24 protein-coding genes are annotated in these 23104 nt (G+C 58.6%); 8 read left to right on the top strand and 16 right to left on the bottom strand.

The annotated features are described in order from the left end of the window. Window positions 1-54: 54 nt before the first annotated feature. Window positions 55-612: an SH3 domain-containing protein gene (locus ACTJJ7_RS21685; protein ID WP_425350503.1), complete on the bottom strand. Its 558-nt coding sequence runs from the start codon at window positions 610-612 to the stop codon at window positions 55-57. Between the two features lie 185 nt (window positions 613-797). Here ACTJJ7_RS21685 and ACTJJ7_RS21680 point away from each other — a divergent pair, with 185 nt between their 5' ends. After that, entirely contained in the window at window positions 798-1799 is a 1002-nt protein-coding gene (locus tag ACTJJ7_RS21680) for a 2-hydroxyacid dehydrogenase (protein WP_105736798.1), read from the top strand. Between the two features lie 26 nt (window positions 1800-1825). Here the strand turns inward: ACTJJ7_RS21680 and ACTJJ7_RS21675 are convergent, their stop codons facing one another. From ACTJJ7_RS21675 to ACTJJ7_RS21605, 15 genes are all read right to left on the bottom strand, one after another. Then, complete coding sequence (locus tag ACTJJ7_RS21675; RefSeq protein ID WP_440968786.1) at window positions 1826-2239, bottom strand: aconitase X swivel domain-containing protein; 414 nt, start codon at window positions 2237-2239, stop codon at window positions 1826-1828. Further along, window positions 2236-3492 carry an aconitase X gene (locus ACTJJ7_RS21670; protein WP_440968785.1) on the bottom strand — a complete coding sequence of 419 codons (1257 nt, stop codon included), beginning with the start codon at window positions 3490-3492 and terminating at the stop codon, window positions 2236-2238. Before ACTJJ7_RS21670 ends, ACTJJ7_RS21675 begins: the two co-directional genes overlap by 4 nt. 21 nt (window positions 3493-3513) lie before the next feature. Then, entirely contained in the window at window positions 3514-4296 is a 783-nt protein-coding gene (locus tag ACTJJ7_RS21665) for a molybdopterin-synthase adenylyltransferase MoeB (protein WP_130268586.1), read from the bottom strand. 49 nt (window positions 4297-4345) lie between these two features. Then, complete coding sequence (gene sugE, locus ACTJJ7_RS21660) at window positions 4346-4660, bottom strand: quaternary ammonium compound efflux SMR transporter SugE (RefSeq protein ID WP_105736796.1); 315 nt, start codon at window positions 4658-4660, stop codon at window positions 4346-4348. A gap of 280 nt (window positions 4661-4940) precedes the next feature. Next, window positions 4941-5645: a glutathione S-transferase N-terminal domain-containing protein gene (locus ACTJJ7_RS21655; RefSeq protein WP_440968784.1), complete on the bottom strand. Its 705-nt coding sequence runs from the start codon at window positions 5643-5645 to the stop codon at window positions 4941-4943. A 140-nt stretch (window positions 5646-5785) separates the two neighbouring features. Next, window positions 5786-6949, bottom strand: a complete 1164-nt coding sequence (gene recF / locus ACTJJ7_RS21650) for a DNA replication/repair protein RecF (protein WP_105736794.1) — start codon at window positions 6947-6949, stop codon at window positions 5786-5788. A gap of 20 nt (window positions 6950-6969) precedes the next feature. Continuing rightward, entirely contained in the window at window positions 6970-8088 is a 1119-nt protein-coding gene (gene dnaN, locus ACTJJ7_RS21645) for a DNA polymerase III subunit beta (protein ID WP_130268588.1), read from the bottom strand. A 185-nt stretch (window positions 8089-8273) separates the two neighbouring features. Then, on the bottom strand, window positions 8274-9824 hold the full coding sequence (gene dnaA, locus ACTJJ7_RS21640) for a chromosomal replication initiator protein DnaA (protein ID WP_440968811.1): 1551 nt from the start codon (window positions 9822-9824) through the stop codon (window positions 8274-8276). 865 nt (window positions 9825-10689) lie between these two features. Then, window positions 10690-10956: a 30S ribosomal protein S20 gene (rpsT, locus tag ACTJJ7_RS21635; RefSeq protein ID WP_105736677.1), complete on the bottom strand. Its 267-nt coding sequence runs from the start codon at window positions 10954-10956 to the stop codon at window positions 10690-10692. A 156-nt stretch (window positions 10957-11112) separates the two neighbouring features. Beyond that, entirely contained in the window at window positions 11113-11886 is a 774-nt protein-coding gene (locus tag ACTJJ7_RS21630) for an enoyl-CoA hydratase (RefSeq protein WP_440968783.1), read from the bottom strand. Between the two features lie 13 nt (window positions 11887-11899). Continuing rightward, window positions 11900-12793, bottom strand: a complete 894-nt coding sequence (gene mutM / locus ACTJJ7_RS21625; RefSeq protein ID WP_440968782.1) for a bifunctional DNA-formamidopyrimidine glycosylase/DNA-(apurinic or apyrimidinic site) lyase — start codon at window positions 12791-12793, stop codon at window positions 11900-11902. Next, window positions 12786-14021 (bottom strand): phosphopentomutase, encoded by a 1236-nt coding sequence (locus tag ACTJJ7_RS21620; RefSeq protein ID WP_440968781.1) that lies wholly within the window; start codon window positions 14019-14021, stop codon window positions 12786-12788. The genes mutM and ACTJJ7_RS21620 overlap by 8 nt, the downstream gene beginning before the upstream one ends. Window positions 14022-14120: 99 nt before the next feature. Then, window positions 14121-14708, bottom strand: a complete 588-nt coding sequence (locus ACTJJ7_RS21615; protein ID WP_158531259.1) for a TadE/TadG family type IV pilus assembly protein — start codon at window positions 14706-14708, stop codon at window positions 14121-14123. An 80-nt stretch (window positions 14709-14788) separates the two neighbouring features. Continuing rightward, complete coding sequence (locus ACTJJ7_RS21610) at window positions 14789-15388, bottom strand: TadE/TadG family type IV pilus assembly protein (protein ID WP_440968780.1); 600 nt, start codon at window positions 15386-15388, stop codon at window positions 14789-14791. 139 nt (window positions 15389-15527) lie between these two features. Then, window positions 15528-15920: a pilus assembly protein N-terminal domain-containing protein gene (locus ACTJJ7_RS21605; RefSeq protein WP_105736665.1), complete on the bottom strand. Its 393-nt coding sequence runs from the start codon at window positions 15918-15920 to the stop codon at window positions 15528-15530. Window positions 15921-16239: 319 nt separating this feature from the next. On the opposite strand from ACTJJ7_RS21605, the gene ACTJJ7_RS21600 reads away from it, so the two are divergent. From ACTJJ7_RS21600 to ACTJJ7_RS21570, 7 genes are all read left to right on the top strand, one after another. Then, window positions 16240-16449, top strand: a complete 210-nt coding sequence (locus tag ACTJJ7_RS21600; protein WP_245421200.1) for a Flp family type IVb pilin — start codon at window positions 16240-16242, stop codon at window positions 16447-16449. A 61-nt stretch (window positions 16450-16510) separates the two neighbouring features. Continuing rightward, window positions 16511-17035, top strand: coding sequence for an A24 family peptidase (locus ACTJJ7_RS21595; RefSeq protein ID WP_440968779.1), 525 nt, complete (start codon window positions 16511-16513; stop codon window positions 17033-17035). 189 nt (window positions 17036-17224) lie between these two features. Continuing rightward, window positions 17225-18025 (top strand): Flp pilus assembly protein CpaB, encoded by an 801-nt coding sequence (gene cpaB / locus ACTJJ7_RS21590; protein ID WP_105736659.1) that lies wholly within the window; start codon window positions 17225-17227, stop codon window positions 18023-18025. A 25-nt stretch (window positions 18026-18050) separates the two neighbouring features. Then, window positions 18051-19586 (top strand): type II and III secretion system protein family protein, encoded by a 1536-nt coding sequence (locus ACTJJ7_RS21585; protein ID WP_105736790.1) that lies wholly within the window; start codon window positions 18051-18053, stop codon window positions 19584-19586. Next, window positions 19583-20281 (top strand): CpaD family pilus assembly protein, encoded by a 699-nt coding sequence (locus ACTJJ7_RS21580; protein WP_245421199.1) that lies wholly within the window; start codon window positions 19583-19585, stop codon window positions 20279-20281. The genes ACTJJ7_RS21585 and ACTJJ7_RS21580 overlap by 4 nt, the downstream gene beginning before the upstream one ends. Window positions 20282-20321: 40 nt before the next feature. Further along, the gene (locus ACTJJ7_RS21575; protein WP_440968778.1) at window positions 20322-21605 is read left to right on the top strand and encodes an AAA family ATPase; all 1284 of its coding nucleotides are present in this window, start codon (window positions 20322-20324) and stop codon (window positions 21603-21605) included. Window positions 21606-21623: 18 nt separating this feature from the next. Next, entirely contained in the window at window positions 21624-23099 is a 1476-nt protein-coding gene (locus ACTJJ7_RS21570; protein ID WP_440968777.1) for a CpaF family protein, read from the top strand. Window positions 23100-23104: the final 5 nt, after the last annotated feature.

Here is a 23104-nt window from a genome sequence, read left to right as displayed (position 1 = left end):
ACGGATTGTGCAGTCTGACGGGCATGTGAGGCTAGCCCGCCCGGATTCTATGGATCAATCAAACTTCTCGCCGGGATAGGCACCCCAGATATCCGATTGGCGCATCCAGCCGCTGGCGCCGCTGAATATCAGCCGGCACCAATCGCCATTGCACATCTTGAGGGTTGCAAGGACGCCGGGCTGCACCTGCGCCACGATGCCTGCCTTGTCGTCGGCACTGCGATAGACATTCAGCATGACATTGTCCTTGTCGCGCTGCCACGGGGCGGTCATCGCGGTGCGCTTGCCGGAGAGAAGCGACTGATAGACCCAGCCTTCGGTTCCCTCGGAATCGCGGATGCGCCGCCAGTTGTCATATTCCTGGACGATTTCGACCGGCAGGCCCGATTTCAGAAACAGCCATGTCACGGCGTAATCGCGCCCCGGTCCGACGCGCAAATTGACGCGGCCGGGTTTCAGGCTGACAAAACGCGGCAACGGCAGGCCGCTGGGGCCAACCTGTTGGGCGGCATGAGCCGTGGCAATGCCGGGAATCGCCGCGGGAACGGCCAGAGAAAGGGCCGACGCAATACCGGCGGTCAGTGCGAAAGAACGAATAAATGAGATGCCCAACAAAATCAGTCCTTCATCGTTCTGAGCTCTTTTCCGGCAATTATGCGGTTGAACAAGGAACGATCCCTATTTTTCTTTGTCTTTGATGCGCCGCCTTGATAGACAAGTATCGGAGCTCAAGAGCGATTGCAGTTTGCAATGACTTGGTTAAAGAGGTCTCAATATCACCGGAAAAAGGGAGGGGAATATTGGTTAACAAAAAGCCTCTGGTCGTCATCACCCGAAAACTGCCCGATTCCGTTGAGACGCGCATGCGTGAACTCTTCGAAGCACGGTTGAATGTCGATGACCGGCGGCTGTCCAAGGCGGAACTGATCGAAGCCGTCCAGCATGCCAATGTTCTGGTACCCACGGTCACCGACCGTATCGATGAAGAGATCATCAATGCAGCCGGTCCCAACCTCAAGCTTATCGCCAATTTCGGCAACGGTGTCGATAACATCGACGTTCCAGCCGCTGCCAAACGCGGCATCACCGTCACCAATACCCCCAATGTCCTGAGCGAAGATACGGCCGACATGACCATGGCCCTGATGCTGGCCGTGCCGCGGCGATTGGTGGAAGGCGCATCCATTCTTCTCGATGACGGCAAATGGGAGGGCTGGGGCCCGACCTGGATGCTGGGGCGGCGCATCTGGGGCAAGCGCCTCGGCATTGTCGGCATGGGCCGTATCGGTACCGCCGTTGCCCGCCGCGCCAAGGCTTTTGGCCTGTCGATCCATTATCACAACCGCAAGCCGGTCAGCCCCAGGACGGAAGCCGAGCTGGAAGCAACCTATTGGGATAGTCTCGATCAGATGCTGGCCCGCATGGACATCATCTCGGTCAACTGCCCGTCCACTCCCGCCACGTTCCATTTGCTCTCGGCGCGGCGGCTGGCGCTGATGCAGCCTTCCGCCTTCATCGTCAATACGGCGCGCGGCCAGATCATCGATGAGCAGGCGCTGATCGCGCAGCTGGAAACCGGAAAACTCTCCGGCGCGGCGCTTGATGTCTTCGAACATGAGCCGGCGGTCAATTCAAAGCTGCGCAAGCTGGCCAAGGCGGGCAAGGTCGTCATCCTGCCGCATATGGGGTCGGCGACGCTGGAAGGCCGCATCGACATGGGCGAAAAGGTCATCATCAACATCCGCACCTTCATTGACGGGCATCGCCCGCCGGACCGGGTTTTGCCCAACCTCGTTTAGGCTGGTGTCGCCGCCGGCGACGCGAATTATTGAACGCTGACCATTCCAGTGCCGTCAATCGCCAGCCGTTGGTCAACCAGCCGGGGAAATTCCTTGCGGTCAAGTTTGACAGCCATGGGCGTTGCATGGCCCATCTCTTGCGCAACAATCAAGCCCAGGAGGAGAATGGCGTCGGGTTCGTGCAGGATGAGGGCAGCGGGTGCAAGACCTGCAGAAACGAGTTCCAGAAGCACAGCCGCCGCCGATGACGACCCGATGGTTCCCGGCAGGCACAGAACCTTTCCGCTGATGGTGACACCGTGCTGCGGATGGCGCACATCGGCAATCCGTCCCGTCCTGGGATTAACGCCGCCCCAGAAACTGATGGGGGCTGTCAAAACCAAGGCGTCCGCCAGAGCTGGCTGACCCTCCACAAGGATTTCAGCTTGCAACCGGCTCATTCGGCGGCTCCAAACACCGGATGCCCGGTAACGGCACTTTCCACGCATTCGGCCATGGAACCGTAAATAACGCCATAACCCGTATTCCCCGGCGCATAATGGGCAAACTTTCCCGAATTGGTCATCAGCACGGCATTGTCGATATCGGGCAGGATGGGCGTGACGACGACACAGGTATCGGCGACGATAATGACGCCGCTCTGTTCCAGTATCAGGCGCTTGCCGCTGCTTTCGAGCGCGGCGAGGGCATGGCGGCCTGTGCAGGCATAGAGCGGAACATGGAGACGACGTCCGGCGATCAGCCGCTCCAGGCGATCAAACTCGGCGCTGGAAAGATGCGGGCTGCCGATAGCCACGGCATGGATGGATTCGGCACCGGCCGCTGTCGACAGCCTGCGGCGCGAATCCGTGATCATGTCGGAGGTGACCTTGATCACCGTTTCCGGCGCCTGATGCTGCAGGGCCGCGGCGAGGTCCGGCGCTTCGGGCGTAACGCCCGCCACGTGGAAAAGCCCGACAGCACCGGCAGAAGCCGCCGCTGCACCAAAAGCTTTCAGCGCATCTTCTCCGGGATGACGCTTGATACCGGCGACAACACCCACGGCATCCCCCATTTCCCGCCCGTAAAGACTGCCAAGGATCGGCCAGGCGGTCTCGGATGCCAGGAACTCCGCGTCCAGCGCCGATACGTCGAAGACGATTTTGGCCCGGCGGTTTTCCGGGCGATGAAATCCGTAGTACGGGGCGCAGCCCGCAATCGCGCAGGCGATATCGAGAAAGTCGCCATAGCGGTTGGTCCGTGCACCGAAGACGGAATTGCAGAAGACCACCGCATTGGATTCGCCCCAGGCGACGTCGCTGCCATAGGCGGGGCGGTGTCCGGCCTGATAGGGCGCGCATGTCCATGTCGGTTCGCAGCCGAGCGTCCGGTAGGCATCCATCATCCGCCGGGCCATGCCGCGCTCATGCGGCTCCAGCCGGTTCTTCGAACAGCCGGTCAGGTCAAGTGAGCCGACATTGAGCGTGGCTCTCACGGCAACCCTTGCCCCGCCTTCAACCAGCTTCTCCGCAAACAGCGTGCCGGAATCCCCGTGATAGAGTGCGCCGTCGATATGGGCTGACGCGATGGGAATGAGCGATGGCGCGCCCATCAGGCGGGCTGTCGCCGCGACAATGCGCAGAGCCATCGCCGCACCCTCGCCGCGTGCACCATTGGCGATCGCCCTTTGCTCCGCAGTCAGCTCAAGCGGCATGATGAAAGGCCTTGTCTGCGCTCACGCTGCGGCTCCGGCAGTGTTTGCCTTGTATTTGATCGTCTCGAAGCGCGAGCTCAATGCATCGTAAAGCAGCAGCCTGCCGATCAGCGGCTCGCCGATGCCGGTGATCAGCTTGATGACCTCTGTCGCCTGCAGGCTGCCGATAACACCCGGGAGAACGCCCAGAACACCGGCTTCCGCACAGGCTGGAACCAGACCCGGCGGTGGCGCGGAAGGAAAGAGATCCCGATAGGACGGGTTTTGCTCGCCCTTGCCGTTCCGTTCATAGGGTTTGAGTGTCGTCAAAGAACCGTCGAACCGTCCGAGCGCTGCGGAAACCAGCGGGCGTTTTCCCGCAGCGCAGGTATCGGCGAGCAGATAGCGTGTGTCGAAATTGTCCGAACCGTCAACGACGATATGGTAACGGCTGACGAGATCGGCGGCATTATCGGGCGCGATGCGCGTTTCGTGGGCTTCAACCGTGACATGCGGATTGATCGCGGCAATGGCGCGGACGGCGCTTTCGACCTTGGGCGAACCAACGAGGTCGGTGTCGTGAATGACCTGCCGCTGCAGGTTGGACAGAGAAACCCGGTCATCATCGACAATGCCAAGCGTACCGACGCCTGCCGCTGCCAGATATTGCAGCACCGGCGCGCCCAGCCCGCCTGCGCCCACGACGAGTACGCGGGCGCGCTTGAGCTTCTGCTGACCGGGGCCGCCGATCTCCGCCAGGATGATATGGCGGGCATAGCGTTCGAGCTCGGCGGGGGTAAAAGCGGGTTTTTCAGGGTCGGTCATGGCTCTACATTAGAACAAGATGGAACCCGAATGCAGCATCCGATTTGTCTCAGGCAAGAAATTTCAACCCGGCAATACCGGAGACGATCAGGCCGATGCAAACGAGACGGATAACCGTTGCCGGCTCTCCGAAAAGATACATGCCGAGCAGGGCGGTACCGACGGTGCCAATGCCGGTCCAGACCGCATAGGCGCTGCCCACCGGCAGTTCACGCAGGGCAAGGCCCAGCACGAGAACGCTGATGACCATGCTGGCACCGGTCAGTACCGACGGCGTCAGCCGGGTAAAGCCATCGGTATATTTGAGCCCGATGGCCCAGCCGATTTCAAAGAGTCCTGCAACGACGAGATAAATCCAGGCCATGACGACCATCCTTTTCCATGCGCGGGCCGTCCCGGCTTGTGTTCAGACGCAGCCTCTTGCGGCGGCGTGGAGGTCGTCCTCCAGAGCCCTATCTAGGCTGGCGGAAATGCCGGGGCAAGTTTTCGGCCGCTGAGTAATTTTGGTGTTTAACATCAAGCGGAATGAAGGAGGATCACCTCCAGGAGCACCAGAGATATCGCCGCGCAAACGGGTGCAGGCAAACGCCGCCAAACCGGCGGCGTTCAGAGTTTAGCCACGGGGAATCGAAAGAACCGGGGCTTTATGGGCGCTGGGGTATATCGAGACCGCGCTGCACCGCCGGGCGTGCAAGCCCGCGTTCGAGCCATGCCGGGACGTTCTTCAGGCTGGCATAGTCGACCAGATCACCTGCCCCATAGAAACCGATCAGGTTGCGCACCCAGCCAAGCGTGGCGATATCGGCGATCGTATACTCGTCATCCATGATCCATTGACGGCCTGCAAGATGGCTCTCGAGCACGCCGAGCAGACGTTTCGATTCGTTGACATACCGCTCAAGCGGCCGTTTGTCCTCATACTCGCGGCCGGCAAACTTATGGAAGAAGCCGACCTGACCGAACATCGGGCCAATGGCAGCCATCTGGAAGAACACCCACTGGATGGTCTCGTAGCGCCGTGCCGGATCGGTTGGCAGGAATTTGCCGCTTTTCTCGGCGAGATAGAGCAGGATCGCGCCGGATTCAAACAGCGGCAGCGGCTTGCCGCCCGGACCATCCGGATCGATCATCGCGGGAATCTTGCCATTGGGGTTCAATGACAGGAATTCCGGCGTCCAGCTTTCGTTCTTGCCGATATCAACGAGATGGGTCTCGTATGGCAGCCCGATCTCCTCCAGCATGATGGATACCTTCACGCCATTGGGCGTCGGCAACGAATAGAGCTGAAGACGGTCGGGGTGCTGTGCCGGCCAACGTTTGGTAATGGGAAAGGCAGAAAGATCAGACATAGGGGTTCCTTTGTTGGATCAAGGCACCGGGCGACAACAGCCCTGTGTCCATGGAGGCCTTATTTCATGGGAGTGTTGCAGAAAGAATTCGATTCTCCGGCATGCTAACACGGCCGCAGGCGGGCTCGCCATCACCCGCTTTACCGGGCGTGCACTTCTCCGTGCGACACATCAAAAAACTGCGCGCGGCCGGCTAGGCTGGAAAACAGCGAGCGGTCTGTACCCGTCATGAAGGCCTGCCCGCCAAGGTCTTCGATGATGTCAAAAAGTGCGGCGCGGCGGCCTTCATCAAGATGCGCGGCGATTTCATCGAGGAGCAGGATGGGTGCCATACCAGCCAATTCTCCCGTGAGGCGCGCATGGGAGAGAATGAGGCCGATAAGCAGTGCCTTCTGCTCGCCAGTCGAGCAGAGTTCGGCAGGCATGGCCTTGGGCCGGTGGCGTACCAGAAGGTCGGAGCGGTGGGGACCGTCCAATGTGCGTCCCGCGGCCCTGTCACGGCTGCGCCCATCATGCAGTGCCCGGCGAAAGGCCTCCTCAACGTCAGTTGCCGATTCGATGCCGATGCGCGCTTCCAACGCGCCGTCGAGCATGCAGTCGGCCTTGGGGAAGGGGCTATCGTCCGGCAGCCGCTCGATCATGCCGTTGATCAGGCGCATGAGTTCGGCCCTTGCGGCGGCGATTGCGATGCCGAGCTCTGCCATGGGGGTTTCAATGGCATCGAGCCAGGCGCCGTTGCTGCGCTCTTCTGTCAGCAGGCGGTTGCGGCTGCGCATGGCCTTCTCATAGTCAAGCACACGGCGGCCATGCGCGGGATCGATGGCCAGCACCATCCGGTCGAGAAAACGGCGCCGGTCCCCGGCTGCGCCGGTAAAGAGGCCGTCCATCGAAGGCACCAGCCAGAGGATACGGGAATATTCCAGAAGATCGTCGGCACTGGATGCGGTGACACCGTTGATGCGCACCCGCCGCGCGGTATCGCCCGGTGCATTGCCGGCAAGTCCGGTACCGACATCCACGGAGCCTTCCCCGGTTTCGATGGCGGCATGGATGGCAAAGCCGTCGGGCGCGTCATTGCGGGTGACATCCGTATAGGTGGCGCGGCGCAAACCGCGGCCGGGAGAAAGAAACGAGACGGCTTCGAGCAGATTGGTCTTGCCCGATCCGTTCTCACCGGTCAGCACCACATGCGACGGGCCGAGCCGCAGTGACAGGTTTTCATAATTGCGGAACTGTGCAAGCTTCAACCGGCTGATCGAAACGCGGGCCGGTTTGCCCGCGTCCGTTCTGGGATCATCGGTCACAGCGGGATTGTCCGTTTGCGTCAAACCCGCATCGGCATGAGCACGTAGAGCGCATTCGCATCGCCCGTATCCCGTACCAGTGTCGGCGAGCCGGCGTCGGCCAGCATGAAGATGGCTTCGGAGCCGGAAAGCTGAGCCGTTATATCGAGAAGATATTTGGCATTGAAGCCGATCTCGATCGGATCAGAATCATAATCAGCCGCGAGTTCATCCGTGGCGCTGCCCGAATCGGGATTGTTGACCGTCAATGTCAGCTGACCATCGGCAATCGTCAGTTTGACGGCACGGCCGCGCTCGCTCGAAATCGTCGAGACGCGGTCAACGGCAGAGGCGAAACTCTGGCGGTCGATGGTCAGTTTCTTGTCATTGCCGGATGGAATGACGCGCTGGTAGTCCGGGAAAGTGCCGTCAATCAGCTTGGAGGTCAGAACCACCGAGCCGATGGTGAAGCGGATCTTTGTGTCGGACAATTCGATGGTCACGGCAATATCGGGATCGTCGACAAGCTTCTGCAGCTCGGCAACGGTCTTGCGCGGGATGATGATGCCAGGCATGCCTTCGGCACCGGCAGGTGCTTCCAGCTCAGCACGGGCCAGACGATGCCCGTCCGTGGCCACAGCACGCAGCTTCAGCGAGCCCTCGCTCTCGATGGCATGGAAATAAATGCCGTTGAGGTAATAGCGGGTTTCTTCCGTGGAGATGGCGAATTGCGTCCGTTCGATCAGGCTCTTCAATGCCGTGGATGTCATACGGAACGTGTGCGTGAACGACCCGGCGGTCAATTCGGGGAAATCCGATTGCGGCAGGCATTGCAGGCGGAAATTCGACCGGCCCGAGGTCACGGTCATGGAATTGCCGTCGGCATTGGTTGCCAGCATCACTTCCGCCCCGTCAGGAAGTTTGCGGACGATATCATAGAGCAGATGCGCCGGGACGGTGGTTGCACCGGACTGCTCGATTTGCGCGGCAGTGGCTTCGGTGACTTCAAGGTCAAGGTCCGTGGCCTTGAGGGCAAGGCTTGCGCCCTCGGCTTGCAGAAGAACGTTCGAAAGAATCGGAATGGTGTTGCGCCGTTCGACCACGCGATGGACATGGTTGAGCGACTTCAGAAGATTGGAACGTTCAAGAGTTACACGCATGATAAACCGGTCTCACTGTCTTTTTCGACCCAAAGCCCCTGAGGGCCTGCGGCGCTTTTCTGGCGAGAGGGCGAAGTTCCCCCAAGGTCAAGCAAATTGGCAGAAAGTCACCCTAAAAAGCAAGCCTGCGGCTGGTTGCAACGCACCATACCGCAGGCTTTCTGTTGATAAGTGGCGAAGTGCCCTTATTGGGCCTGATCGTTGATCAGGCGCTTCAGGAGCTCGAGTTCCTGCGACAGTTTCTGGTCCTTGCCGACAATATCTTCGATCTTGCGCACCGCATGCAGAACGGTTGTGTGGTCACGTCCGCCGAAGCGCCGGCCAATTTCCGGCAGCGAGCGGGGTGTGAGCATTTTGGCAAGATACATGGCGATCTGGCGCGGCTTGACGATGGTGCGCGTGCGGCGGTTGGACAGAAGATCCTGCTTGGAGACGTTGTAATGGCGCGCAACGATGCGCTGGATTTCTTCGATGCGGATGCGCTTGGCTTCCCCGCCGCGCATCAGATGGCTGAGCAGTTCATCGACCCGGTCGACCGACAGGTTCGGCTCGAACGTCTGGCGGAACAGCAACTGGTTGAAAGCGCCTTCCAGCTCACGGCCGCTTCCGGTGACGGATTGGGCGACGTGATCGAGAATCTCCGGCGAAATATCCAGCGACTGGTCTTCCTGCTGGGCGGCAACCAGGCGGCGCTTGAGAATCTCCAGGCGCATCGCATAGTCCGGTGAAATCATTTCAAGGGCAACGCCGCCCTGCAGGCGCGAACGCACGCGCGCATCCAGCGATTCCAGCTCTGACGGCGGACGGTCTGCGGCCACAACCACCTGCTTGGCGCTGTCGAGCAGCGTGTTGATCAGATGGCAGAATTCGTGCTGGATCGATTTGCCCTGCAGGAACTGCATATCATCGATGATCAGGAGATCGATATCGCGCAGCTGTTCCTTGAATGAAAGCGCGTTGTTGTCGCGAATGGCCGTTGCAAAGCGCCACATGAAATATTCGGCGGTCAGGTAAACGACGCGGGCGCGCTCCGAGCGTTTCAGGGCGTCGGCGGCGATGGCCTGCAGGAGATGCGTCTTGCCGAGGCCGACAGAGGCGTGAATGAACAGCGGATTGAAGCGAACGGCACTGGCACCCGCATCGGCAATGGTGCGCGCGGCGGCGAGCGCCACCCGGTTCGGCGTGCCGTCAACAAAGGTCTCGAAGGTGTAGCGCGGGTCCAGCGGCGAGCCGAACACGGAGTTCTGTCCGGGGCGATCAGTGGCACGGTCGGCAAAATGCGCCGGTGCCTTCTTGTCCTGGGACGTATTGCCGACGGGAAAAACCGGCTTGTCGCGCGAAATCGCCCGCTGGTCGACCCGCAGGGCAGGCTCTGCCTCAAGCGAGGGGCGGCTGGCGCGGCTGGCGCTGCGGAAGACAATCTCCACCTTCAGAACCTGCTCGTCCTCTTCACGCCACAGCGTGTTGATCATGTCCGAGTAGTGGTTGTTGATCCAGGAACGAAGAAATGCGGTCGGCACGGAAAGGCGAACAATACTCTTGGAGGTTTCATCCAGTTTCAAACGGCCGAACCAGCTGGAGTAAACTTCATTTCCGAGTTTGGCCTTGAGTTTGGTCTTGACCCTCTCGAAAATCGTCTCGCCCTGGCTGCCGGCCGATACCATACTTTTCCCTTCGTCCATATGGAGCGGGACCATGGCTGCATTCGTGCCGTTTTCCATTATTCCGCTGGTCATTGTCATTGCCTCATCCTGATATTTATCTGTTCGAGCTTGATAGTGCTCGTGTTCGCATGCGTGCCGGTCCATGACCGGCTTCAGTCTTCAAGAGCCGGTCACCCCTATGGCCGGCCTTCAATCTCCTGGAGCTAATTGTTGGATAAGGTTAGGGACGCATAATACAGGTCTGAACAATCTCGCACCGAAATTCTAAAAACCGCCACGTCCATATCCCTTTCAACTTTGGCGCAAAAAGACTCACGCCCGGCTGATGCCAGCGCCGCCAACTTGCTTCTTTTCTGAAACGATCCAGGTTCGTACAACCCGGATACCCGACAAAAACTTACTCGTTACGCAAACAAAAAATCTGCGTCCGAACCCACTAATTTGATAAGCCTGTTAAATGGGTTTTTGCCCACCCCTTCGATGTCTGGACCTTACAAAAACCTTTGCGGGGAGGGCAAGGGCAGGCGCGCCGCTTTTTTAGTGAATTAAAGGTTAACGCTTTTGCGTTTTTTTTAACTACCTCCGGTTGGACGGGGAAAAAGCCTTCGGATTCAAAGCCTTTTTTGGAATGCCGATTTTGCTGCACTGCGGAGTCACGCGATCAAAAAAAAATATTAAATTATCGCTTGACATAGGCTGGGGTGACAGATTCTTCCGGCTGGGGTCTGGCGATTATGGCTACCTGCCGTAAGTTATTGAAATTAAATGAGAAATGATGGTTGTCGCTTTTTGTATGAAACTATTTATGACCGGCATATGTCAGGGTTTTGATATGCCACAATCTTTTTCATCGGAAACGAATTTGTGCCCAAAAAAATGGCAAATAAAAAACCCGGCTAAGGACCAGCCGGGTTTAAAATAGACTATTTTTGTCTGATTAGGCAGACATGCCCTTAAGGCGCTGTGCGAGACGGGAAACCTTCCGGGATGCCGTATTCTTGTGCACGACACCCTTTGTGGCAGCGCGCATCATTTCCGGTTCAACAGCCTTGAAGGCTACGGAAGCGGCTGCCTGATCCCCGCTTGCCACCGCATCTTCGAACTTGCGAAGGAAGGTGCGCACGCGCGAGCGGCGGGATTTGTTTACTTCGGTGCGGGCTTCGATCTTACGCGCCGCTTTCTTGGCCGAAGGAGTGTTGGCCATGATGCCTCTCTTTTCTGTCAGCTACTCGGCAGCTTCAACGCGGCCGTCACAAAATAATAGGGTGGCCGAGGGGCCACCAAACGTTGTCGGGCTTATAGATGACGTTTCCGATTGCGTCAACGTGGAATCGTCGCCTTGCCGGTGGATATTTCAGCCTCAGCGATTCTTGAAATTCGGCGGGCGTTTTTCGGCAAAGGCCGTCATCCCCTCCTTCTGGTCTTCCAGCGCGAACATCGAATGGAAGACGCGCCGTTCAAATCTCAACCCTTCTGACAGGGTGGTTTCATAGGCCCTGTTGACGGTTTCCTTGGTCATCATGGCGACAGGCAGCGAGAAGGAGGCAATCTTCCCGGCAGCCTTCAACGCTTCCGCTACAAGCTCGCCCGCAGGGACGACGCGCGCGACAAGGCCGCAACGCTCCGCTTCTGCCGCATCCATCATGCGCCCGGTCAGGCACAGGTCCATCGCCTTGGATTTGCCGACGGAGCGTGTGAGCCGCTGTGAGCCGCCCATGCCTGGCATGACACCCAGCGTAATCTCCGGCTGGCCGAATTTGGCGGTATCCGCCGCAATGATGAAATCGCACATCATGGCGAGTTCGCAGCCACCGCCCAGCGCATAACCGGCGACGGCCGCAATCAGCGGCTTGCGCAGGCGCGTGACCCGCTCCCACTCGCTGAAATAATCGCCGAGATAGGCGTCGGCGAAATCCAGCGTCTGCATCTCCTTGATGTCGGCGCCGGCGGCAAAGGCTTTCTCCGAGCCGGTAATGACGATGGCGCCGATGCCGTTGTCCTTGTCAAACGCCTCAAGAGCAGTGCTCAGCTCGGCAAGCAGGGCAGAGTTGAGAGCATTGAGCGCCTGCGGGCGGTGAAGCTGGATGAACCCAACTTTCTCACGCGTTTCCACAATGATGTTTTCGTAGGCCATCCGGATATTCCTCCTAATGCTGGCAGATCGGGCAGAAAAACGTCGAGCGCCCGCTTTGGACGATGCGGGCTATCGTGCCATCACAGGCAGGACGCGGGCAAGGCTCACCTTCACGGTCGTAGACAGAAAATGAATGCTGGAAATAGCCGAGTTCCCCATCGGCCTGCCGGTAGTCCTTCAGGCTGGAGCCGCCTGCCGCGATGGCGTCTGCTATGACGGAGCGAATGGACGTCGCAAGCCGGTCCGCCATGGGCGTGGGGTCGCCGTTCTCTTCAGCGATCGTGCCGGCCGCCCGCAGGGGCGATAGTCCGGCCCGCCAGAGCGCTTCGCAGACATAGATGTTGCCAAGACCGGCAATCAGCTTCTGGTCCAGCAATGCCGCTTTCAGCGGCGCGTTCCTGGCGGCGAAGAGCGTGGCCAGCAGCGTGCCGTCCAACCGGTTGCCCGTCGGTTCGATGCCAAGATCCCGTATCAGTTTGTGGGTATTGAGCCCGCCCGGTTCGGCAAACAGCATGAAGCCGAAACGGCGCGGATCATTATAGATGATCCGGCTTCTGATCCGGTCCACCGATTCCACATGGATCACCACATGGTCATGGGTCGTGTTGCGTGACCGGTCATGGTGGAAGACCCCGGGCACCGTGTCCGCGTTGTCCTGTTCAATGCGGTAGGAACCGGACATGCCCAGATGGCTGATCAGGCCCAGCCCGTCATCCATATGCATGATGAGGTATTTGGCGCGGCGCTCCAGTGATGCGATCGTGCGACCGGTCAGCCGTTCGGCAAACCGGTCCGGAAAGGGAAAGCGCAGATCCGCGCGGCGCTGTTCGACCCGCGCAATGGTTGCGCCCTCCATGAAAGGCTGCAATCCGCGGCGGACGGTTTCGACTTCGGGAAGCTCAGGCATGGGATGCCGTGCCCCGCAGGAAACTTTTCCCGTGCAGGCCAGGCGCAATGCCGAGATGGGCTGCGACTGTCTCACCGATATCGGCAAAGGTGGTCCGGATACCGAGCGACCCATGCGGCAGGTCGGGTCCGAAGCAGAGTACCGGAACGCGTTCACGCGTGTGGTCGGTTCCCTTGAAGGTCGGGTCGCAGCCATGATCGGCTGTCAGGATCAGAAGATCGCCCGTCCGCAATTTCGCCATGGCTTCCGGCAGCCTCCGGTCGAAAGCCTCGAGCGCGGCGGCATAGCCGGGCACATCCCTGCGATGCCCGTAGAGCATGTCGAAATCCACGAAGTTGGTGAAGACCAGATCGCCGTCCTGCGCATCGTCCATGGCAATCAGTGTTTCATCGAACAAGGCCATATTGCCGTTAGCCTTACGCACCTGAGACACGCCTTTGTGCGCGTAGATATCACCAATCTTGCCAATTGCGATCACAGTCCGGCCCGCGTCCGTAAGCCTGTCAAGCAAGGTCGCTTCGGGTGGCGGTACAGAATAGTCGCGCCGGTTGCCGGTGCGCTCGAAGGTCTGCCGGGTTTCCCCGACAAACGGGCGGGCAATGACCCGGCCGATGTTCAGGGGGTCGACCAGTTCACGGACAAGCGTGCACAGAGCATAGAGGCGGTCCAATCCGAAATGCTGTTCGTGCGCGGCGATCTGGATGACGGAGTCGGTGGACGTGTAGAAGATCGGCTTGCCGCTGCGAATATGCTCTTCGCCATATTCCTCGATGACCTCGGTGCCCGAGGCATGCTTATTGCCCAGAATACCCGGAAGGCTGGCGCGCCGTACCGCGTCGGCAATCAATGTCTCCGGAAATGTCGGGATCGTCCTGGGGAAATAGCCCCAATTGAAGGTGACCGGCACACCGGCAATTTCCCAGTGCCCGGACGGCGTGTCCTTGCCATTCGAAACTTCCTCGGCAGCGCCCCACAACCCGATGGGAGCGGCGACTGACGGCGGGATTTTGACGCCGGAGGCAAGATTGGCCGCGTGCACAAGACCCAGCGACGTCAAATGCGGGAGAGTAAGCGGACCGGAACGCAGGCCGTCCTTGTCACCGCGCCCGTCGGCACAGGCGTCGATGATGTGACCGAACGTCGTCGCACCTGCATCGCCGAAAGCGGCAGCATCCGGCGCGCCGCCTATGCCAAAAGAATCGAGCACAAAAAGAAAAGCGCGGGACATGCCTCACTCCATCAGAACCAGAATCCACAGATAGGTGAAACTGACGCTGATGACAAACATCATGTGCGCGGGGCGGCTGTTAAGGCTGGCACCGATGTTTCAGCAGTTGGTGCAAGCCACCGCATCTCCCTGGCGGATCCGGCCATAGATCATCTTACCCATGGCGATACCCGGACCGCTGGTGCCTATTGAAGTTTTCACGGTGTCTTTCATTGTCCAGGCAATGAGCGGGATATAGGCGATGCTGGTTTCAACGCGAACAAAGTTTGACGTGGGAATCTTCAGGTTGGGATCGATGGTGATGGCGCTGCCCTTGGTATAGGGCGTTGAGATGGCCTGACCCTGTTTGCGCTGCGACCAGGCAACCGTGGCGTTACCGTTCGCGTCGACAGTGATGGACGCAATGGTGATGGTCGGCAGGTCGCGGCGATAGGGCAAGAGGATGGAGGTTCCGATTTCCATGATATCGGCGATCTTTTCCTTGGTGATGGATTGTTGCTGCGTGACCAGATCGCCCACCATCGCTCCGGCCCGCGCCAGCTTCTTGTTCACGTCGAAACCGTTGGTGATTTCAATGCTCCCCAGAAGAAGCATGATCATCACCGGCGCGATCAACGCAAATTCCAGCGCGGCAATACCCCGGCGGTCCTTGCCGAACGCAACCAGGTTACGCGTGGAAGCAGCCATTTTTTCACGTATTTTTTTGAATGCCGGCATGGCGGAAGCCTTCGCGGAAGAAAACAGATGATCGGTTGCTTGGCGGCGCATCAGAGGTAAGGCTCATTTTGCCAGGTGACGGTGGAGAACAGCAGGGTTTTGCCCTGACTCTGTATGCTTGCGATACGCGTTTTCATCAAATCGGTCAGAATGGGCCAGCGGTAGAAAATCCGCAGCTGATTGATCGTGCCAGCACCGCCCGGATTGACTTTCAAGGCGCTGACATCGACGTCATTGTCCGATTTGAGCGGGATTGTCGTGGGTACGGTTTTGAACGTCGCATAGGTCTGCAGATCAACCTCCAGATCAGGGCAGGGCGTGGCGGCCATGAACAATTGGGGGCAAATCCGCGCTTTCAGTTTTGTGGCGTCGCTGACATCCGTTGTCTTCAATTGCCCGGTGCGCAGCTGGCGCGAAATATCGTCAACGGCGTTGGACATGACCTGTTCGGCGGTGAAGCTGAGGGTGACTTCGACAACGGCAAAGATCAGGAGAAAGAAGGGAAGGGCGATCATAGCAAATTCAATGGCGACGCTGCCGCGATTGTGTTTGCAGAACCGCGCGAGCAGCGAGCCTTTTCCGGCGGGACGCCTGCTTTCCGGCAAATCGGAATTTCCGCGTGGTTCATCCCTGACTGCTGCCTTCATCATCACTGGACCTTCTCCGTCTCCCCGCAACGGACACAGCTCTATCAGGCAGATATTAGAATCTCGTGTGAAGGAAAGTGCAAATTGTGATGCCTGAATTCACGCTTTCTCAACCGTGATGCAAGCGGTCACGACAAGCCGGTCAGTTCCCGCCGATTTCCGTGTCGGATTTCTTTTCCGCATTCGTCTTCTGGGATATCTCGCAGAAGGGAGAGCAGGAGAGTGTTTGCACATAGGCGCGCCGGTAAACGCGCACGGTATTGGCAACACTGCGGCTGACCAGAACCTGATCGTCAACGATCGCCCCGCCTTCAGCGTCCATGATCACGATATTGGTCATGCCAAATCCCTTTCCCGTCAGCACGACGGTTCGGGAATCCTTGACAACGGCATCCGCTATTTCAGGATCGCCGACCACGACCGTATCGGCGGGACGGGCAAGTTTCAGCACGGTTGCCTGGTTCATGACCACGTGAATGCCCGTATCGGCCTGCGCCCTCCCGGACAGGACGGCCGCGAGCATGAGTGCGATCATTGTTGCATGCCGACCGAAACGTCGTTGGCCGTTGTATCGAACCATGGGAGTGCCCTTCGCAAATCGTTGGATGAACGATGCCGATGATTGGTGAAAGAAGGCTTAACCCCGTGAACTTATCGTTAAGTATAATTGCCTCGTGGGCACCATCCGTGGCGGCGGAGCGGACGGGCATGGCGAAACGCGGGATTTTACGGTTCGCCTTCATCTTTTCCTAACGGTCTTTCTTAAGCTGAAAGCAATGCGCAGCGGATATTGTCGAGGACATCACGTTACGAAGTCAGCCACTGTCCAGGACAGCAGGCATGCGGGGGAGATCATGATGTTCAATGCAAGGCGCCTCGCTCCGTCAGATGGCAATGTATTCACGGATTTTCCCCGGAACCGGTCGGGTGCGACAGCCATAGAATATGCGTTGATTGCCGGCATCATTTCCCTTGGCATCGTCGCCGGCGCGGGTGCGCTCGGGACCGCAGTACAGACAACCTATGATGGCGTTGCGACAACCGTAGGCAATGCGAGCAAATGAGTGTCTTGGGTGGTGTTGATATGTGGAACGCTTCCGCCACCCGGTTTGATGGAACGGCGCGATGATTGAAGCTGCGATATTGATCGTTTTCCCCTTCGCCATGGCTTTTGCGGGGATATCGGATCTTTTGTCGATGACGATCCAAAATCGTGTATCGCTTATACTCCTTGCCGCCTTTGCCGTTCTGGCGCCCATGACCGGAATGCCCTGGGATATTTATGGACTGCATTTTGCCGCCGGAGCCGTGGTGCTTGCCGTCACGTTCCTGCTGTTTGCAATGGGAACGATGGGCGGCGGCGATGCCAAGCTCATGACCGCCACGGCGGTCTGGATGGGCTGGAATGTGGAATTGGCCGGCTATCTGCTTTTCATGTCGCTGCTCGGTGGCGCGCTTACCCTGGCCATCCTCAAATATCGCAGCTCGCATTTCGCTATCGCATATGCCGGCCGCTTCAACTTCATGCACCGGCTGGCACAGAAGAACGAAGGTGTTCCCTACGGTGTTGCCCTTGGCGCTGCCGGCCTCATCATGTTTCCGTCCTCACCCCTGTGCGTCTGGGTGATAGAACGGTTGGCCCATGCCTGACGGCGGGCCTTCCCCGTTCACCGATCGATTTACCGTGAAAACAGTGCAGCTTCCCTGCAGGCGGCACAACCGAATGCCGGCGAGCGTCGTTTTTTGTCCTTTTAAGTAAACTGTTAACCATAATTACACGATTGCCAAGTCAAGGTGCAACCCTGGGTAAATTAGACAAAAGTCTATTGGGGTTCATCGATGCAAAAGGCACGCGTTGTTATTCTCATCGTGGCGATTTCGGCCGCCGGTGCGGCTGGCTATATCGCGACGAATATGAAGCCCGATGTGCCGGTCGTCGTGCAAACGGTTCCGCTACCTCAGATTGAATTACAGGACGTGCTGGTTGCCACGGACGGGCTTGGTGTCGGCGCCGAAATGCGAAACCAGATGCGCTGGCAACCCTGGCCGGTATCTGCCCTGGCCGATGGCTACATCAAGCGCGCGGACCGGCCCAATGCCGAGGAAGAATTGCGCGGCTCCACCGTGCGGTTGCAGATATTTCCGGGAGAACCCATTCGGGAAGCCAAGCTGATCGGCAAGGGCCAGAGTTTCATGTCCGCGCAGTTGCCATCCGGGATGCGCGCCGTGGCCACGCAGATTGCTGCGGATACGTCGGCGGGTGGCTTCATCCTGCCCAATGATTATGTCGATGTGATCATGATCCGGCAGATCGAAGGCGAACAGAAGCAGTTCGCCACCGAGACCATTTTGAGCAATGTCCGGGTTCTCGCCATCGACCAGACTATCCAGGAAGACGAAACAGGCCAGAAGAACAAGGTCGGATCCACGGCAACGCTCGAGCTGACGCCACAGCAGGCGGAGATACTGGCAGTGGCCCAGCAGATGGCCAGCCGCATGACATTGGTGCTGCGCTCCCTGCAGGATGCACAGGAGCCGACGGGGCCGGGTGCGGAATATCTCGTCAATTCACCCGGCCGGGCCGGGAACGTCAAGCTGATCAAATCCGGGACTGTCACTGAAATATTGGGGCGCAAATAAAATGGGTTTCGGAGCAATGTTCACAATGGGGCAACCTGGCCATCGCGCACACCGGTATTGGAAAGCCGGACTTGTCGCTGTTGGCTGCAGCATTGCTTCCTTGCCGATTCAGACAGCGGCCGTGGCGCAAAGCAACATCGTCAAGTTGAACCAGGGGCAGGGCGCGACAAAGCGGATCAATCTTGCGCTCAACAAATCCCTGGTGGTCGATCTTCCGGCGGATGCTTACGATATCCTTGTCGCCAATCCGACCGTGGCCGATGCAGTGACCCGGACGGCGCGCCGCATCTATCTCTTCGGCAAACAGGTCGGCCAGACCAATGTTTTCGTCTTTGGGCCGAACGGCGAACAGCTGGCCAGTTTCGATCTGGTGATCGAACGCGATGTCGCCGGCCTTGAGGGCAGCCTGAAAAAATATATCCCGGATTCCGATATCAAGGTCGAACTGTTGAACGACAATGTGATCCTGACCGGAACGGTGCAGACGCCGCTTGACGCCAAGCGGGCCACGGATCTTGCGACCCTCCTGGTCACCGGCGGTGAAGCGACCACGGGCCAGTATCAGCAGAATGCGGCTGGCGGCGGCAACGGCAATACCAGCGTTGTCATTGGTGACCCGAATGAGGCGCGGCAGAAGAGCAAGATCGTCAATCTGATCCAGATCGCCGGCGAAGATCAGGTGACGCTGAAGGTCACGGTTGCGGAAGTCAGCCGTTCCGTGATGAAACAGCTCGGCGTCAACATGGTTGGATCCACGAAATCCGACGGCATCCTGTTCGGCTCGGAAAATTTGGCCTCCCTTGTCGGGAAGGGCCTGAGCAGTTCCGGTGCAAGCATTCCCATTTCGATCGGCAGTGCCACGATCGACTCCTATATCAATGCCATGGAACTGGCTGGCGTGATGAAAACGCTGGCGGAACCGACGCTGACGGCGATCTCGGGGGAAAAAGCCACGTTCCGTGTCGGCGGCGAATACAACATGATCAATGGCTCGGATGTCGATGACAAGGGAAAAGTCACCTACAACATCGGCAAGATCGACTACGGCATTGGCCTTGAATTTGTTCCCGTGGTTCTATCGCCGGGACGGATCAGTCTCAAGGTGCGTACATCTGTTTCCGAACCGACACTGGAAGGATCGGCATCCCTGAGCGTTGGGCAACGAAAACCTTCGACCAACGTCATATCCATCCGCAAGCGCCTGGCGGACACGACTGTGGAGCTTCCCTCCGGCGGATCCATGATGATTGCCGGCTTGATGCGGGATGATGCGCGGCAGGCTATCTCAGGCCTTCCCGGTCTGTCCAAAATACCGGTCCTCGGCACGCTGTTCCGCAGCCGCGAATTCGTGCGCAACGAGACGGAACTCGTCATCATCATCACACCCTATCTGGTACGGCCGGTTGCCCGGACCGCCCTTGCCCGGCCTGATGATAATCTCAATCTTGCCAGCGATGCGGCCGGCATGTTCCTCGGTAAAGTCAACCGGGTTTATGGAACGAAAGCGGCCACCCCGCCGGCCGGCCGGTATGAGGGCGTTGTCGGATACATCTACAAATGAGCAAGGACCCCGCCATGTCAGCCCTCAGGAAATCCAAGCCGGTGAAACCGGTGCTTGCCCTTCTCGCTGTCGCTCTGCTTGCGGGATGTGCAGACCGCAGCACAACCGTCGGGAGCATCCCCGACGACTATCGGACCAACCATCCCATTGTCATCTCTGAAAAAGAGCAGGTTGCCGACATCCCGGTGGGTCATGCCGACAACAGGTTGTCGATCACCCAGCGCAGCATCGTGCAGAATGTTCTGACCAATTATCATGCCAACGGTTCGGGCGTTATTCACATACTGCTGCCGTCGGGCACGCCAAACGAGCACGCTGCGGGCCGCCTGCGCGAGGACATTGTTGCCGTGTTGCGCCGGAGCGGGGTCAAGCCGTTCAATATCTCCAGTGAGCGGTATCGGGCTGCCTCGGATGAATCGGCGCCTATCCGTTTGTCCTACTCGGCCATGACGGCCTCGACCGGGCCGTGCGGCCAGTGGCCCAAGGATCTGCTCGATACGGCGGAGAACAAGCACTATGCCAATTTTGGTTGCGCCAGCCAGAACAATCTGGCGGCGCAGATAGCCAACCCCGCGGATCTCCTCGGGCCAAGGGCGACAACGACGATCGATGCGGAGCGTCGCGGCAAAGTGATCGATGCCTACAGAAATGCCACGCCTCCCACCCCGATCATCAGGCAGGAAGTCCAGTACTAATTGCTGAAAGAGACCTTTCGACAAAACACGGAATTCTACGATGAGCCAGTTGGCCTTTGAAACAGACAATCAATTCGGGGATGGCGAGGGCCGGCCGACTGGTGCTGGCCTGCACGCTTTCCGGCCAATTCCCCGAATTTCAATACAGGCATTTTGCGAGAGCGATGCTGTTGCACAGCAGATATCGCATGCAAGCGAAGACCGCCGCATGGCGAAGACGCATGCACAGCTTCACATGGGTGGAATAGCGACAGCAGTTGAACTCTTTCAGACGGTGCCGACACCCAATCTGATTGTTCTGGAATCATCGGCTGCCCCGCGCGACATGCTGGAACAGCTCACCGCCCTGTCCGAAGTTTGCGATCCAAGCACCAAAGTGGTGGTCATCGGGCATTACAATGACGTTTGGCTTTACCGCGAACTGATGCGCAATGGCATTTCGGAATATATGGTCGCACCGGTCAATCTGGCCGATATCATTGGCGTGATCGGCGGTCTTTTTGTCGACCCCGACGCAAAGCCGCTGGGAAGCTCCATTGCGTTTATCGGCGCAAAGGGCGGCGTCGGCGCTTCGACGATGGCGCACAACATCGCATGGTGCATCTCTTCGCTTTTCAAGAACGAGGTGGTCATTGCCGATATGGATCTGCCCTATGGCACTGCCAACATCAATTTCGACCAGGATCCGCCGCAAGGCATAGCGGAAGCAGTATTTTCACCCGAACGCATCGATGACGTTTACCTGGACCGGCTGCTGGCGCAATGCGCTGAAAACCTGTCACTGCTGGCAGCGCCATCAACCCTGGACCGCGTGTTCGATTTCCGCGAGGACTCCTTTGCCCATCTGATCGACGTGGCTCAAAGGTCCGTGCCGCATGTCATTCTGGATATTCCCCACACCTGGAACGGCTGGACCCGCACAACCCTGGCGCGTGCAGATGAGATCGTGATCGTCGCATCGCCGGAATTGGCGAATCTGCGCAACACTAAAAACCTGCTGGACACCTTGAAACAGCTGCGCCCGAACGATGGACCGCCGCGTCTCATTCTCAATCAGGTCGGAATTCCCAAACGGCCGGAGATCGCGCCTGCCGATTTCTGCAGTCCGCTGGGGATCATGCCGATCGGCGTCATTCCTTTCGAGCCTGCATTGTTCGGGAACGCGGCAAACAACGGACGGATGCTCGCCGAGACCGACTCCGCCAATGCGATTGTCCAGAACATCAATGAGATTGCCCACATCCTGACGGGACGGCTGGAGCTGAAGGCCAAGCGGAAGCCGGTGCTTTCCGCGGTTTTGTCCAAGCTGAAGCGCAAGAAATGACGATGAAGGAATAGAGCCATGTTCGGCAAACGCGGCAGTACGGGCGAAGGGCGCCCGGTCCAGGAGTTCCGGGCGCTTGCGCTTGAGACAGCGTTGCCCGTGGGTCATGCTCCGCTTGCTGCGGAAACGGCAAAGCCGCGGGATATAGCCGAGGTAAAGCGTCTGGCGGTCGTCGACCAGGCGCCCAAGCCGGTCGCACCGCAGCGTGAAAAGAACGAGAGCTACTACGACACAAAATCGCAGGTTTTTACGGCCCTGATCGACACGATCGATCTCTCTCAGCTGTCCAAACTTGATCCGGATGTGGCGCGCGAGGAAATTCGCGATATCGTCAACGATATCATTGCCATCAAGAATTTTGCCATGTCGATTGCCGAGCAGGAGGAATTGCTCGACGATATCTGCAATGATGTGCTCGGCTATGGTCCGCTGGAGCCTTTGCTCGCCCGTGACGATATCGCCGACATCATGGTCAACGGTGCGCGCAAAACCTATATTGAAGTGCTTGGCAAGGTCCAGGAATCGGGCGTCCGCTTCCGCGACAACCAGCAGCTTCTGAACATCTGCCAGCGCATTGTCAGCCAGGTTGGCCGCCGCGTCGATGAATCCAGTCCCATATGCGATGCGCGCCTTCCCGATGGCTCGCGTGTAAATGTCATCGCGCCGCCTCTTGCGCTCGATGGGCCGGTGCTCACCATCCGCAAGTTCAAGAAAGACAAATTGACCCTTGATCAGCTTGTCCGCCTTGGGGCGATTTCGCCGCCGGGTGCCGAGCTGCTTCAGATCATCGGACGCGTGCGCTGCAACATCGTCATCTCCGGCGGCACCGGTTCGGGCAAGACCACGCTCCTGAACTGCCTGACGAATTATATCGACCGGGATGAGCGCATCATCACCTGCGAGGATTCGGCCGAACTTCAGCTGCAGCAGCCGCATGTGGTGCGCCTTGAAACCCGTCCTGCCAATCTGGAGGGTGAGGGTGAGATCACCATGCGTGACCTGGTCAAGAACTGCCTGCGCATGCGTCCCGAGCGGATCATCGTCGGCGAAGTCCGCGGACCGGAGGTGTTTGATCTTCTGTCGGCCATGAACACCGGTCATGACGGGTCGATGGGCACCATCCACGCCAACAGCCCGCGCGAATGTCTCAGCCGCATGGAATCCATGATCGCCATGGGCGGGTTTGCGCTGCCGCAGCGAACGGTGCGGGAGATCATCGTTGGTTCTGTCGATGTGATCATTCAGGCCGCCCGTTTGCGCGACGGCACGCGCCGCATCACGCATGTGACCGAAATTGTTGGCATGGAAGGGGATGTCATCATCACCCAGGACCTCATGCTTTACGACATCGACGGCGAAGATGCGAATGGCCGGCTGATTGGAAAACATGTCTCAACCGGCATAAGCCGGCCGAAATTCTGGGATCGCGCCCGCTATTACAATGAGGAACACAGATTGGCCAAAGCCATCGATGCGATGGAATTGCAATCATGATCCAT

It is taken from the genome of Phyllobacterium sp. 22229, from assembly GCF_052056495.1.
Lineage (GTDB): Bacteria > Pseudomonadota > Alphaproteobacteria > Rhizobiales > Rhizobiaceae > Phyllobacterium > Phyllobacterium myrsinacearum.
Note: the sequence above shows the minus strand (reverse complement) of the source record. Positions and strands in the feature narration are given on the sequence as shown.